The sequence below is a fragment of the Nocardia neocaledoniensis genome (assembly GCF_029868625.1).
Classification (GTDB): Bacteria; Actinomycetota; Actinomycetes; order Mycobacteriales; family Mycobacteriaceae; genus Nocardia; species Nocardia neocaledoniensis_A.
In genome coordinates, this window is sequence record NZ_JARWOJ010000321.1 from 19,333 (window position 1) to 33,067 (window position 13,735).

General features: G+C 70.4%; 15 protein-coding genes. 8 read left to right on the plus strand and 7 right to left on the minus strand.

What is annotated here, in order from left to right:
- Positions 1-63: 63 nt before the first annotated feature.
- From QH270_RS24235 to QH270_RS24245, 3 genes are read left to right on the plus strand one after another with little or no spacing between them, the layout of a single operon-like run.
- Positions 64-1,281: an N-acetylglucosamine-6-phosphate deacetylase gene (locus QH270_RS24235; RefSeq protein WP_348537686.1), complete on the plus strand. Its 1,218-nt coding sequence runs from the start codon at positions 64-66 to the stop codon at positions 1,279-1,281.
- The gene (nagB, locus tag QH270_RS24240) at positions 1,281-2,060 is read left to right on the plus strand and encodes a glucosamine-6-phosphate deaminase (RefSeq protein ID WP_280346387.1); all 780 of its coding nucleotides are present in this window, start codon (positions 1,281-1,283) and stop codon (positions 2,058-2,060) included. The genes QH270_RS24235 and nagB overlap by 1 nt, the downstream gene beginning before the upstream one ends.
- Position 2,061: 1 nt before the next feature.
- Complete coding sequence (locus QH270_RS24245; protein ID WP_280346388.1) at positions 2,062-2,805, plus strand: copper homeostasis protein CutC; 744 nt, start codon at positions 2,062-2,064, stop codon at positions 2,803-2,805.
- A gap of 211 nt (positions 2,806-3,016) precedes the next feature.
- On the opposite strand, the gene QH270_RS24250 is transcribed toward QH270_RS24245, so the two are convergent.
- Positions 3,017-3,658 (minus strand): HD domain-containing protein, encoded by a 642-nt coding sequence (locus QH270_RS24250; protein ID WP_280346389.1) that lies wholly within the window; start codon positions 3,656-3,658, stop codon positions 3,017-3,019.
- A gap of 72 nt (positions 3,659-3,730) precedes the next feature.
- The gene (locus QH270_RS24255) at positions 3,731-4,390 is read right to left on the minus strand and encodes a class I SAM-dependent methyltransferase (protein ID WP_280346390.1); all 660 of its coding nucleotides are present in this window, start codon (positions 4,388-4,390) and stop codon (positions 3,731-3,733) included.
- Between the two features lie 98 nt (positions 4,391-4,488).
- Between QH270_RS24255 and QH270_RS24260 the strand changes: the two genes are divergently transcribed.
- The gene (locus tag QH270_RS24260) at positions 4,489-5,061 is read left to right on the plus strand and encodes a TetR/AcrR family transcriptional regulator (RefSeq protein WP_280346391.1); all 573 of its coding nucleotides are present in this window, start codon (positions 4,489-4,491) and stop codon (positions 5,059-5,061) included.
- On the opposite strand, the gene QH270_RS24265 is transcribed toward QH270_RS24260, so the two are convergent.
- The gene (locus QH270_RS24265) at positions 5,003-5,299 is read right to left on the minus strand and encodes a hypothetical protein (RefSeq protein ID WP_280346392.1); all 297 of its coding nucleotides are present in this window, start codon (positions 5,297-5,299) and stop codon (positions 5,003-5,005) included. The genes QH270_RS24260 and QH270_RS24265 overlap by 59 nt on opposite strands.
- Positions 5,300-5,470: 171 nt before the next feature.
- On the opposite strand from QH270_RS24265, the gene QH270_RS24270 reads away from it, so the two are divergent.
- Positions 5,471-6,406 (plus strand): NAD(P)H-dependent flavin oxidoreductase, encoded by a 936-nt coding sequence (locus QH270_RS24270; protein WP_280346402.1) that lies wholly within the window; start codon positions 5,471-5,473, stop codon positions 6,404-6,406.
- Between the two features lie 46 nt (positions 6,407-6,452).
- Here the strand turns inward: QH270_RS24270 and QH270_RS24275 are convergent, their stop codons facing one another.
- Together QH270_RS24275 and QH270_RS24280 are read right to left on the minus strand one after the other, a co-directional pair.
- Entirely contained in the window at positions 6,453-8,096 is a 1,644-nt protein-coding gene (locus tag QH270_RS24275) for a CocE/NonD family hydrolase (protein WP_280346393.1), read from the minus strand.
- A gap of 67 nt (positions 8,097-8,163) precedes the next feature.
- The gene (locus QH270_RS24280; RefSeq protein ID WP_280346394.1) at positions 8,164-8,952 is read right to left on the minus strand and encodes a thioesterase family protein; all 789 of its coding nucleotides are present in this window, start codon (positions 8,950-8,952) and stop codon (positions 8,164-8,166) included.
- A 148-nt stretch (positions 8,953-9,100) separates the two neighbouring features.
- Here QH270_RS24280 and QH270_RS24285 point away from each other — a divergent pair, with 148 nt between their 5' ends.
- The gene (locus tag QH270_RS24285) at positions 9,101-9,727 is read left to right on the plus strand and encodes a TetR/AcrR family transcriptional regulator (protein ID WP_280346395.1); all 627 of its coding nucleotides are present in this window, start codon (positions 9,101-9,103) and stop codon (positions 9,725-9,727) included.
- A 112-nt stretch (positions 9,728-9,839) separates the two neighbouring features.
- Positions 9,840-10,310, plus strand: a complete 471-nt coding sequence (locus QH270_RS24290; RefSeq protein WP_280346396.1) for a hypothetical protein — start codon at positions 9,840-9,842, stop codon at positions 10,308-10,310.
- 168 nt (positions 10,311-10,478) lie between these two features.
- Here QH270_RS24290 and QH270_RS24295 read toward each other — a convergent pair whose 3' ends face one another.
- Positions 10,479-11,705, minus strand: a complete 1,227-nt coding sequence (locus QH270_RS24295; protein WP_280346397.1) for a lipase family protein — start codon at positions 11,703-11,705, stop codon at positions 10,479-10,481.
- 133 nt (positions 11,706-11,838) lie between these two features.
- The gene (locus tag QH270_RS24300) at positions 11,839-12,147 is read right to left on the minus strand and encodes a DUF7677 family protein (protein ID WP_280346398.1); all 309 of its coding nucleotides are present in this window, start codon (positions 12,145-12,147) and stop codon (positions 11,839-11,841) included.
- A gap of 256 nt (positions 12,148-12,403) precedes the next feature.
- Here QH270_RS24300 and QH270_RS24305 point away from each other — a divergent pair, with 256 nt between their 5' ends.
- On the plus strand, positions 12,404-13,576 hold the full coding sequence (locus tag QH270_RS24305; RefSeq protein ID WP_280346399.1) for a lipase family protein: 1,173 nt from the start codon (positions 12,404-12,406) through the stop codon (positions 13,574-13,576).
- The last annotated feature ends 159 nt before the right edge of the window (positions 13,577-13,735 follow it).

The window sequence follows — 13,735 nt, forward strand, 5'->3', positions numbered from 1 at the left end:
TGTGCGGCGGGTCGCGACCCTGGTTTCGAGCCACGATGCGCTCGGCCGTCGCGGCCGAACTCGATGGTGGTGCGGAGCGATCGTCACAGCGGGGCCGGTCGTGGGGAAGGTGTCGTGGTGAGTGCGGACGGCGTGGTTCGCGGGCGGCTGGCCGGTGCGGGGATCGCCGACGGCGTGGTCGAATTCGTGGACGGCCGGATCAGCTGGGTGGGTGCGGCGGCGGATCATCCTGCGATGGAACGGCTTCCGGCGGCCACTGACGAACTGATCATGCCGGGGCTGATCGACGTGCATTGCCACGGCGGTGGCGGCTTCGGGTTCCCGAACGCCGATGCGGCGGGTGCGCGGGTCGCGGCGGCCGAGCACCGCGCGCAGGGCACCATCGGCTTGCTCGGTAGCCTGGTGTCGGCCCAGCCCGAGGTGCTGGTTCGGCAGGCCGGGTTGCTCGCCGATCTCGTGGAGGACGGCACGCTGCTCGGCATCCACCTCGAGGGACCCTTCCTCAACGCGACCCGCTGTGGCGCACAGGATCCCGCCGCGATCATCCCCGGTGATCCGGCCCTGTTCGAACGCGTGTGGGAGGCGTCGCGGGGCACCGTGCGGTCGATGACGCTGGCGCCCGAGACCGCCCACTACCCCGAACTGCTCATCGCCATGCGCCGTCACGGCGTGCTGCCCAGCCTCGGGCACACCGATGCCGACGCGGCGACCACCTCGGCGCGGATCGCCGAGGCGACGGGCGGCCCGATCACCGCGACGCACCTGTTCAACGGAATGCCGGAGCTGCACCACCGCTCCCCCGGTCCCGTCGCCGCCTGTCTGGCTGCGGCCGGGCGCGGGGACATGGTGCTCGAATTGATCGCCGACGGCGTGCATCTGGCGGCGGAGACCGTGGCGATGGTGTTCGACACGGTGGGCCCCGACCGGATCACGCTGGTCTCCGACGCGATGGCGGCCGCCGGGCTCGGTGACGGGGACTACCAGCTCGGCGCGCTCGACGTGCGGGTACGCGAAGGGGTCGCCCGGCTCGCCACCGACGACGGGCTGCCGGGCGCCATCGCGGGTGGGACCGCCCGGCTGCTCGATGTGCTGCGGTGGACGGTGCGTCGCGCCGGGGTCCCGCTCGCCGACGCCGTCACCGCGGCGACCCGCACGCCCGCTCATGTGCTCGGTCTCCGGGACCGGGGCACACTCACCGTCGGCGCCCGCGCCGATCTGCTCGTCACCGACCAGTCATTGCAGCCGCGGCGGGTGTTCGTCGCCGGAACGGAGGGAAGCTGATGGAAATCGTGATCCGGGCGGACGAACACGAGGTGGCCTCGACCGTCGCCGACATCGTCGGTGGCTATGTGGAACGCGGCAACGCGATCCTCGGGCTGGCCACCGGGTCCTCGCCGCTGGGCAGCTATCAGGAGCTGGCGCGACGCTACCGGGACGGGAAGCTCGACTTCTCGACGGCGAGCGCGTTCCTGCTCGACGAGTATGTCGGGCTGCCGAAAGAGCATCCGCAGTCGTATTTCTCGGTGATCCGCTCCGAGTTCGTGGATCACGTGAACCTCGATCCGGCCCGGGTGCTGAGCCCGAACGGCGAGGCGGGCGACATCGCGGGCGAGGGCAGGCGCTACGACGCCGCCATCGCCGCGGCCGGCGGGGTGGACGTGCAGTTGCTCGGTATCGGCACCGACGGGCACATCGGGTTCAACGAGCCCGGCTCCGCGCTGACCTCGCGGACCAGGGTCAAGACGCTGACCGAGCAGACCCGCAAGGACAACGCCCGCTTCTTCGACGGCCCGGAGGACGTGCCGCACCACGTGCTCACCCAGGGCCTCGGAACCATCGGGGAAGCCGGGCATCTGGTGATGATCGCGCTGGGCGCGGGCAAAGCCGACGCGATCGCCGCCGCGGCCGAAGGACCACTGTCGGCGTTCTGCCCCGCCTCGGTGATGCAGTGGCATCGCCACGTCACCGTGGTGATCGACGAGGCGGCCGCGAGCAAGCTGAAGCTGGCCGACTACTACAGGTACGCGCTGGCGAACAAGCCTGACTGGCAGTCGTTCTGAGATGACCGCCCTCGAATTCGCGGTCCAGGATGTGGCGGGCGCGCTCGGTGCCCGCCGCGTCGGCGCGGATCGGGTGGAACTGTGTGCGGCGCTGGGCGCGACGGGTGGTCTTACGGCGAGCATCGGGATGATCGAGGCGGTGGTCGCCACCGGGGTGCCGGTACACGCGCTGATCCGTTGCCGGGCAGGCGGTTTTACATATCTGGATTCCGAAGAGATCGCTGTACTGAACGCCGATGCGCGCGCGGCGGTATCGGCGGGAGTCGCCGGGCTCGTCGTCGGAGCGCTCACCCCGGAGCGTCGAGTCGACGTCGACACGCTGCGGCGGGTGCTGGAGGGCGTACCGGTGGAAGACATCGAGCTGACCTTTCATCGTGCGATCGATGTGATCAGCGACCGGGCGGCCGCCGTGGACACACTGGTCGAGCTGGGGATGACGCGCGTGCTCACCTCCGGTGGCGCGGCCCGCTGCGCCGAGGGCAGCGCGGAACTCGCCGCCATGGTCGATCACGCCGCGGGCCGGATCCAGATCATGGCCGGCGGCGGGATCACCCTCGCCGACCTGCCCGCCCTGCACCGCACCGGAGTCGACGCCGTGCACCTGTCGGCGCGCCGGGTCGTCGCCGACGACGGCGGGCCGGGTGGTGGCGGCACCACCGGTCACGAGCAACTCGATGAGGACGCGGCGTCCTCGATCGCCACCAAACTCCGGCAGCTGGACGGGATGCACCGCTCCTTCTCCTGAGCTGCGGGGCCGCTGCCTGACGGCTGGGTCACGAGAATGCCGCCGGCCGTGGACAACCCGGTGGCATGACCGCCCTCGATCGCGGGACCGACCAGCCGCCGCAACCCGCCCACTCGAACAGAGTGCGGGGCACCGATCCGCTCATCTGTCGGCGCGTGCGCCGCCGGTCGGCGTCTCGACGTCGACCGGGACTATTCCCGTTCCGCGAGGCCTACGCCCGTTCCGCGAGAATGAGTTCCGCCTCGCCCGGGGTGCAGGTGAATGCCGCCTGGACCGCGGCGACCGCTTCGGCGTGCTTGCCGTCGGCGACCAAGCGGTCGATCTCGGTCCACCGGTCCTCCGGCGGCGCCACCGACAGATCGAGGCGGCGTTCGAGCCGTTCCCACATGCGGGCGACGGTCGGGTCGTCGGCCAGGAGCCCGCCGAGATGCGCCTTGAACGTGGAGTGTTCGGTGCGGTACATGCCCATCCAGCTGCTCTCCGGCGGGCTGGCCTCGGCGTTCGCGGTGCGGTCGGCCAGTTTCAGGATGACGGCGGGCGGGTGCGCGGCGATCTTGCTGTACGCGTTCAGGTTTCGGGCCTTACGGTCGGGACCGATCCCGGTCACCGCCCAGACCAGATCGAGAACCTCACGGCCGAAACGGGATTCGATCTCCTCGGCGGTGACGGGCGTGTCCTCGATGACATCGTGCAGCCAGGCGGCGGCCGCCAGCGCGCCGTCGTACCCGAAATCGTCGAGCACGGCGCGGACCGCCGCCAGGTGCATGACATAGGGTCGATCGCCGTAGCGCTGCTCGCCGTGCGCCGCGATGGCGAAGACCTGCGCGTCGGTTTCCCGCTGATCGAACTTCATCCCACACCCCCGTGCTCGATATCGATCGTGTCGGAACCGACCCTAGCCGAGGGCACCGACAAGCAGCGCGGATCAGGACGACGCGGGCTTGGCCGCCGTGAGAATCCCGGTCTGGTACCTGCTCTGCCGGTATTCGAGTCCGGTGAATCCGACCGCGCGCACCTCGTCGGCATAGCGCCTGATATCGACCTCCGCGAACGGATCACCACCGAGCAGCGGCCCCAGCGCACGTCGCATGACGGGGCCGGGCGACGCATCGGCGAGCAGCACTGTGCCGCCGGGCCGCAGGACCCGCCACATCTCGCCGATCGCCGTCGCCCTGGCCGCGTCGGGAATGTGGTGCATGACGAAAGTGCAGGTGACGACATCGAATTCGGCGTCGCCGAACGGCAGATCCTGAGCGGGCCCACGTTCGTAGCGATGGTTCGGCGCGAGGTCTCGGCGGCGGTTGTCGGCGATCGCGATCTCGGACGGGTCGACACCGACCGCCATACCGCGCTCCCCCACCGCCGCGCCCAGCGCGCGGACGAGTTTCCCGGGTCCGCAACCGATATCGAGTGCGTGCCGGCCTGGACCGGCACCGACGGTCCGGACGAACTCGGCGTGCAGGCTGCGCTGCCTGCCGAGGAAGAAGGCCGCGGTGAACACGTTGTAGCGGCGCAGACCGGCGATGACCAGGCCGGTGTCGCTGTCGTCGACGAACATCGGAGTGCGAAGCTGTTTCTGTGGCATGGCTCCATGGTCGACCGGGCGCCCGCCGCCGACCAGGACCAGAACCACCGGATCTGTCCGTTTCCGGACAGATTCCCCACTTTCGTCCCGGAGGAACGATGGCCGAGCACACCGACCGCCGCGTGCGCCGCACCCGGGACAGCCTGCACCGGGCGCTGATCGAATTGATGATCGAACGCGGCTACGACCGCGTGACGGTCAGCGACATCATCGACCGCGCCGATGTCGGCCGCTCCACGTTCTACGCGCACTATCGCGACAAGGACGATCTGTTGCTGCTCAGCTGCATCGAGTTCCTGCGGCGCGAGATCACCGCGACCGCCGTACCCGGGTCACCGCTGGCGCCGCTGCGGGTGATGTTCCACCTCGCCGGGCGCTATCCCGAGGTGTACCGGCCACTGGTCGGCCCGAAGGCGACCACGACGGTGCTGCACTCCTACCGGCGGGCGGTGTCCGAGCTGATCGGCGAGCTGGTCGAGGGAGCGACCACGGACACGGTGACCTTCCTGTCGTGGAGCGTGCTCGGATTCCTCGGCACCGTGATCGACCCGGCGGCAGCAACTCCCGCCGAACAGGCCTGGTGCCGCTTCGAGGCACTGGCGCTGTACGGGATCAGTGACGGCGCAGATCCGGCCACGGCGGGCGGCACAGAATCGCCAGCGCCGCGATGACGCCGGTGAGCAGACCGATCCATTCACCCAGCTGAGCGATGCGATTCGCGTCGACGGCGGGAATCCAGTCCGCGCGCCCGCCATGGACGACGAAGATGCCGACCGGACGGGCCGCGCGCCCGAACCCGCCGCCTCGGGCCACCGTGATCACGGTGCTGCCGTCGGCGGTGTCCAGTGGCTCGCCGAACACCGGCGGCGGCGTGCTCACCACCTGCTCGAGCCGATCCCTGATCGTCATCCGAACCCCCGTTCGTGGCTACGACACTGCTGACGAACACTACGCCGAGCCCGGCCCGCACCACGGCCGTTCCCGAGTGCTCCCCCACCACGCCACCCGCGCTTGGCATGATGAGGTCTGCCGAGCCGCGACGAGAGGTGCCGAGCCATGACCAGCACACCGGACGACGACATCCTGACGACCCCGTGGTCCCGTTCACTCGGCCTGCGGGTCCCCGTCGTGAACGCGCCGATGGGCGGCGCGGCGGGCGGGCGGCTCGCCGCCGCGGTCAGCGCGGCGGGTGGTCTCGGCATGATCGGGATGGGTAGCGCCGGATCGGTGGCCGCCTTGGAGCGCGAACTGGCCGCCGCGGGCGACGCGGCGATCGGGATCGGGCTGGTCGACTGGGTGCGCGAACGGGAACCGGGTCTGCTCGAGGCCGCGATCGCCGCCGGCCCACGCCTGCTCTCGGTGAGCTTCGGAACGGACTTCTCGTGGGTGGCCACGGCGCGGGCGGCGGGTATCCGCACGGTCACTCAGGTCTACGACGTGCCGGGTGCGCATCGTGCGCAGGAGGCGGGTATCGACGTGCTGGTGGTCCGTGGCGCCGAGGGCGGCGGGCACGGCGCCGACCGGCTCGCCTTGCTGCCGCTCCTCGACGCCGTGCTCGAGACCGCGACGGTGCCGGTGCTCGCGGCCGGTGGGATCGGCTCGGGTCGCACGCTCGCCGCGGTCCTGGCGGCGGGCGCTTCCGGTGCCTGGCTCGGCACCTGCCTGGCCGCGGCCGAGGAGTCGCTGCTGCCGGAGAACGCGCGCCGGGCGATGCTCGCGGCCGACTCCACGCACACCGTCGTGACCACCGTGTTCGACGAGGTGCTCGACCTGCCCTGGCCGCCGATCTACCCCGCCCGCGTCCTGCGCAACGACGTCACCGATCCCTGGTCACGTCCGGAATTCGATGAGACCCGCCCCAGCGCCGACATGCTGCGCGCCGCCATGGATTCCGACGACGTGACCATCGCCCCCGTGGACGCGGGCCAGGGCGTCGGGCTCATCACCCACATCGAGCCGGCGGCCACGATCATCGATCGGATGCGCGCGGACGCGGCGAAGCTCCTGCGACGCTGATCGCGCGCGTCATCTGGCCAGGTGGCGCGGCATGGTCGCGGTCGGGCTAGCCGATCGCGCCGACCGCTCGGGTCGGGTCGTTCAGCCAGCCCTGATCGAGTTGGATCGCTTCCTCGGTCCGCCACCTGGCGTGCCAGATCGGCACTCCGCCGGTGAGATCGGTGTCCCGCGGTGTCGTCAGCAGCGGCAGCTCCAGACGCGCCGCCCGTACCGTCACGGTCGCGTTGGCCGGGGCGTGGGACCAGACATCGTCGACGACGTCGGTGATGCGGATGCCGAGGCGATGGCCGGCGGCGAGGCGGGCGTCCTGCCAGAGCATCCGGATCCGCGCCTGCGGGGTGACGGGTGCGATGCCGCGCGTGATGACGGTCGCGCGTCCGTCGGGTGCGATGTCGTAGAGCTCCAGGGCGACAGTCGCATTCGGCGGTCCGGTCAGTTCCATGGTCGCGGTGGCGCGGCCGGACAGGTGCACCGCGTCGGTGACCGGCGCCGAGACGGACCAGATCTCCCGGTCGGGGCCGGGCAGCAGCCCGCGATCCTGGTAGGCGCCGGTGCGCAACTCGACGGTGACGCGACGGGCATCGACCGGCGGCCAGACCTCCTCGCTCCGCCAGCCGCCGTCGAACTGCCCGACGGTGACCGGCGGTCCCGGCACCTCCACATCGGCGCCGGCCACGTGCCGGTCCAGGAACGCGGCCAGTTCGTCATTGAAATGCGGTGTGCCGCAGCGGCTGCGGCAGTCGGAGTGGCCCCACTGCCCGAACCAGCCGCGGTGTTCGCCCGGCCCCATCGCCTGCCAGGCGTCGATGACCCGGTCGGCTCTGGTGTTGGAGTCGAGGAAGCTCTGGCCGAGGAACAGCGGAATCGTGTTGCCGCGCAGGTCGTCGACGACATCACGGTCCCGCCAGCCCGGGTCGGCGGGATCGTGGTCGGTGGTGAGGGCGAGGTAGCTGTCCATGCATGCCTGGGTCATCTGGACGGCGTTGGCCTGATATTCGGGTGAGTCGTCCCAGCGGCCCGGGGTGTGCGCGATGGCGAGGTGTTCGGGGCCGGCGAAGTCGGCGGGGCGCAGACCGTCCTCGGTCAACGGTTTGCCGCCGAACTTCCACGAGATGCCCTGCATGTACAGGTAGGTGTACGGGTCGACGACCGGTTCGAACGCGGCCACTGCGGCCAGACCCTTCGGCTTCGCCGCCAGCGCGAGCATGCCGGTCCAGCCCTCGTAGGAGGTGCCGACCACGCCGACCCGGCCGGTGGACCACGGCCTGCTCGCCGCCCATTCGACGGCGGTCGCCACGTCGGCCTGCTCGCCGGGTCCGCCGAAGTCGGGGCAGCCGTTCGAGCCGCCGAAGCCGCGCAGATCGGCGATCACGTAGGTGTAGCCGGCTTTCAACGCCCACTCGACGGGCAGATTGTCGGTCGAGGGTCCGCCCTCCGGGCGCGGCTGGGTCAGGTAGGCGGTGTGGGACCGGTACGGGCTCGCGGTCAGCAGGACCGGGGTGCGCGCGTCGTCGGACAGGCCCGCGGGCCGCAGGATGTCCATGTGCAAGCGCGTGCCGTCGGCCGCGGTCACGTACTCCTGCGTCCACGTGAACGCCGCGTTCACCGGCTCGGCCGACACCGGCGTCGCCATACCCAGCACCAACGCCACACCGGCGACGACTCGCGCCGCCATCACACCCCATCGCACCAGTGGACTATCGCCGTCCACCGTCCGCACGTCCAGCCCCGAGATCCAGGGGCCGGGCCGTGTCGCGTCAGTCCTGCGGGCGCACGGTGAGAATCTGCTCGGCCACACCCACCGGCCCGTGGATGTCGTGCAGGACCGTGCTGGTCACCCCCTGTCCCGCGGTGCCGAACGTGACGCTCGTGTCCAGACCGGTCCAGGCCCCCTCCGGCCGGCGGTACAGGTGGATCGTGAGATCGAGGTTGGGGAACATCCACTTGGTCGGCTCCTGCCGGACGGCGATGCCGTTGGCGGTGTCGACCAGCGCGATGAACGACGCCATCGAATCCGCGGTCTCCCCCGCCACCAGGTCGATGGGCGAGTGGATCCAGGCGGTGGTCCGGCCCGGCTGTGGACGGTCGACGGGGCGGAAATCGACCGAGGCGATGTATCCGCCGGACCACACCGAGGTGAGCGGCCACGACGTCAGCGTGTCCGGCGCGGGCAGCCGGTCGGGCTCCCCACCCGCGACGCTGTCGGTGTTCTGCGTGCTCAGCATCCAGGCGCGGGCGGTCACGACACTGCGTCCGGCGATGGTGACGGTGGCCTCGACCAGCTCGATCGTGCGACCCGGACGCACGGTGCGGACCTCGACGCCGAACTCCTCGAAGCCGATCCGGCCCAGGATGTCGAAGCTGATCCGGCTCAGCACCAGCGTGGAGTCCGCCGGTCGGGCGCGCTGGATCTCGTGGACGATCAGGCCCGCGACCGGGCTGAAATGCTGCTCGTCGTCGTTCCAGGCGCCGCCCGCGTGGGCGGTCGGCACGAAGCGGTGGGTGCCGATTCTCCGGAAGTAGCTGGTCGCGGTCGTGTCCGTCACCTTTCTCAACCTACGGGTCGAGTTTTCATCCCACTAGTTGATTTGCCGCCCATGTGGTCGAATTCACAGAGTCCTGGCCATGACTGATGGGTCGATTCACCGGGCTCACCGGCGACCGGTCGACGAAGGCCCCGGATATGATCGGCCGATGACTTCGATCGCGGACGAGAGCGTCGCGGCCGGTGGTCGCGCCGCGAGACGACGCGATCGCCGCAAGGCGGAGATGATCGACGCGGCGCTGCAGATCCTGGTGAGCAGCGGCTACCAGGGCATGCGGTTCGAGGACGTCGCCGAGCGCTCCGACATCGCGAAAGCCACCCTCTACCACTACTTCTCCAGCAAGGACGCCCTCGTCGCCGCGGCACTGGAGAAGCTGACCTCCGACGTGCTGACCCACCTCGGCGACGCGCTCGACGCCGCGGCCGAGCAGACGGCGACCGAGCGGCTCCGCTCGCTGATCGCCGCGCAGCTGCGCGTGCTCACCGTGCTGTATCCCGAAGTGGGCACACTGTTCTCGTTCCCCGCCCCGTGGCCGGCCGAGCACACCGAGTCGATCAAGGCCATGCGCAGGCGACACGACCGGATCTTCCGCGAGGTCGTCGACCAGGGCGTCGCCGCGCGCGAATTCGATTGCCCCGACCCGGCGGTCGCGCTGCACTGCCTGCACGGCATCCTCAACCACGCGTCGATCTGGCTCCGCCCGGACGCCGACCCCGAAGGCCGCACGCGCGACGCGGTCGTCGACGAGGCGATGCGCCTGTTCGTCCGGAGCTAGCCGAGATCGCCTCGATGCCGGGTTCTCGGTGCGGTTTCCGGGGTGTCGGACCCTAGGAGTAGGTTCTCCGGCACGGGTGGGGACATCCCCTCCGCAACGGGAGGGAACCGTCGTGACCGAGCCGAGAACCCATCACTATCAATTCGCGCACCAAGTGCTGCCGAATCTCGCCCAGCGCCTCGGCGCGCGCATGGTCACCGACGAGCCGCCGCTGGGCTACACAGAACAGCTGAAAGGCCTGTGGGACAACGTCGGCGAGCGCCTGCCCGCCGAGCATCGTCTGCCGAGCGCGGGCATCGCCGGGCATCGGATCGATGCCGACGGCCTGCGGCTGCTCCTGGTGGAGCTGCCCACGCCGGCCGCGCCGGCCGAAGCCCACTTCGTCGCCGTCGTCCTGCCCGAGAACTCCCACGACGTCCGGGTCTTCACCCTCGAACGCGCCGCGTTCCAACCGGCCGATCGCGAGGACGCGACGATGCTCGGTTCCTGGGCCGACCGCAGCCATTTCGACCTCGGCCCCGGCCCCCACCCCGAGCCCACGGCCTTCATCGCCGCGATTCACGCCAAGCTCGCCGCCCGCTAGCCAGGTACCGCACGACCCGACGGTATCCGCCAGGCGACAGGAGCACCCGCTCCTCGGCCTCGTCCAGCCCGCCATCCGGCTCGGCGACGCCAGCGGTAGGCGGCGGCCAGAGCAAACGCAGCAGAGGTGGACGTGTTCCGAGCGATCGCTGTGCGCACCCGCCGCCGCTCAGCAGGTGCTCGGCGCCGGTGTCGCACCGAACCGGTCGGCCAGGTAGCTCAGCACGGTCGACAGGCCGAGCATGGCCTCGGTCCCGTGCTCACCGATCGGATTCTCGACACGCTGCACGGGAGTGCCCGCAGCACAGTACTTTCCGGCCAGCGCCCGCACCGAATCGATGGGCGCGAACTCATCGGCGATCGCGTGATGGATCAGCACAGGCACGCCGGGCGCGCCCGGGCGGAACAAGGGACTGGCTCTGCGCACGACCTCGCTCAGCGCCTGATTGTCGGTGATCGAACCGGGCCAGGCTTCCAGCTCGGCCGCATCGAGGAAGGGGTACTTCCGCGCGGCGTCGAGCAGGCAATCGCCTTCGCTCGCTGTCAATGTCGCCCGGCCGGATTCGTTGAGGTACTGGGCCAGATCGGCCTCCGGGTAGGACCGGTTCAAGCCCACCAGGCCGACCACCGCCGCCCCGCCGAGGACGCTGCCGCTGAAGCCGGACATGGTGGCTTCCAGATCGGCGACTGTCCCGCCCAGTGCCACACCGGCCAACGGTAGTTCGGGTGCGTAGGCAGGGTACGCCTGCGCGGCGATCGCGGTGGCCTGCGCTCCGCCGGAGTAGCCCCACATACCGATCGGCGCGGCGAGGTCGACCCCCGCGGGTTCGAAAGCTCTGGCGGCGCGAATGCCGTCGAGCACGCCGTGGACGTAACCGTCGGCACCGAACAGATCGGAGTCGGGCCCCTGATAGTCGGGCACGACCAGCGCCCAGCCCTGCTGCAGGGCGAACCGGATCATCCCCGTCTCGGAATAGGCGTTGCTCGGAGCGCCATCGATCCCGCCGCGCAGCGCGTACGACGGCGCGCATTTCGCGCCGACACCGTCCTCGGCGACCTGGTACGACAGCAACGGACGCGGACCACCACCCGACCACTCTCCGTGCGGCACGAGAACCGTCGCGATGTACGCCCGGGGCTCACCGTGATTGCCGCGCGTCTTGTACTGCACCTGCCACGCATCCGCGGGCAACGGCGAGCCGAACGATTCCGGTTCGATCACCCGCGACGCGAGCACCGTCCCATCGGCCAGACCGGCGAGACCATCAGGCTCGGCGTAGAACGAATCCTGTTCCGGCAGTGGCACCGCCGCGGCCCATCCGGCACCCGCCGTCACCGCCGCCAGCAACGCGCCGATGATCGCCACCCGTGACACCGCGATGCCCACCTGCCACATACCCACTCCCCCGAGAACCTGTTCCAGTTCGTGTGCGTGAGCGTACTGCGCGCGCCGCGGCCTCGGGCGCGAACGTGGATCGCGCCAACGAATTACGAACCGAGATCAGGCCCGCAAGGCGGCGTGCACCGTCTCAGTAGAGCGCGCACTCCCACGGCTCGATGGGCGCGTGTCCCTTCGGGAGTTCGCCGGTGCAGTACCGGTACAGGTACGCCGCGGCACGGCTCTCGGCGTACTTCTCGTTGACGGGCTCCCCCGCGTCGTCGAGTTCGAGCACATTGGCGAAGATCGCGAAGCAGATCTCCATCTGGGACGGCGAGTCCCGCAGCTCGTCCCAGTAGTTGATGCCCGCCAGCATGGGATGCCCGACCGAACCGCGAGCGACCCACCCGGCGAACCGGCGGATCGCCCCCGACGCACCGCTACCGAGATTCGTTGTCATCGGGCGAATGTAGCTGTGCCGGCACATGACCGGCCCGGCTGGTGCCGTCATGCGGTTCGGACATCCATCCCGGGCGGGAGATGTACTCTGACTGCCTTCTAGGGGGACTCGCGGGAGGCGGTCTCCTGGGAGGGAAGTCCACAAGATGACAAGTGTCGTATCAGCCCGTGGCGCGACGGGTTCGGTGGTCAGGCGCGGTTCGCTCCGCGCGGTTCTGATCGCGACGTCGGTCGTGTTGGCCTTGACCGGAACCCCCGTGGCGGTCGGTAGCGCGGATCCGCTGACGGCTCCGCAGCACGACCCGTTCTACACCCCGTCCTCGGGCTGGGACTCGACGGCGCCGGGCACCATCCTGAATTCGCGCCCGGTCGAAGTGGCCTCGCTGACGCCGCAGGCGCAGAACGCCGACGCTTGGCAGTTGCTGTATCGGACGACCGCTACCGATGGCAGGCCCATGGTGACCGTGACGACGGTGCTGCGCCCGCGTGGCGGGCAGATCAAAGGACTGATCAGCTATCAGCCCGCCACGGATGCCTCGGCCCCGCAGTGCGCGCCGTCGTACGTGCTCAGGCAGGGAGCGCCGGACAAGTACGACTCCTCGTTGGATTTCATGCAGATCGAGCAGATGCTGTCGTCCGGTCATGCGATTTCCGTCCCCGACTGGGAGGGGCCGAACGGGGCGATGTTCACCCCGAGGCAGCCGGGTTATGCCGCGCTCGACGGAGTGCGCGCAGCAGAGGCGTTCGCGCCGCTCGGCCTGTCCGGGCCCGATACCCCGGTCGCGGCGATGGGATACTCCGGTGGGTCCTACGGGACCAGTTGGGTCGCGCAAGTCCAGCCGGCCTACGCTCCCGAACTGCGGCTGGTCGGCGTTGCCATGGGAGGTTGGACAGTGCCCATCGGCCCCTACCTCGCGACGCTCGACGGCGGTCCGTTCTCCGGCTTCCTGCCGTCGCTCCTGCCCGGCATGATGCGCGCCGATCCGCTGCTGGCGGCCGCATTCGACAAGTACCTGACGCCCGCCGGGCACGCGCTGATGGCCGCGGGTGACAGCAAATGCGTGACGCCGAACGTGGCTCAGCATGCGTTCCTGCGCATGGACGACCATCTGACGATCCCCTTCTCGCAGCTGCTCGAGCAGGTGAGGACATCGATGGACGCGTTGGACTTCAGCCCAGGGCCCTCGACCCCGCCGCTGTTCCTCTACAACGCCGTGCACGACGAAATCGTCACCATCGCGGGGCCCGACAAGGCGGTGGCGCAGTGGTGCGCCGCGGGTGCGCCGATCACCTACACGCGAGACCAGTTGAGCGAGCACGTCAGTCTCCAGATCGGGGCGACCGCCGCGGTCCTGCGCTGGATCGATGACCGTCTCGCGGGCCACCCGGCCCCGGGGGGGGGGGGGGGCCCCCCCCGGCCCGGCCAGTAGCGACGGGGCGGGCGGACCGCGGCCCCCGCCCCCGGGCCGGCTCCCCCGGGGGGCGGGCCCACTCGTCTGTATCCAGCCGGAGATGCCGGTCGGCGGACCTGGTTTGGCGCCGCCGAGCGACATGGACTGGACGGTGCGGGTCGAGCAACCGTCCGGGGC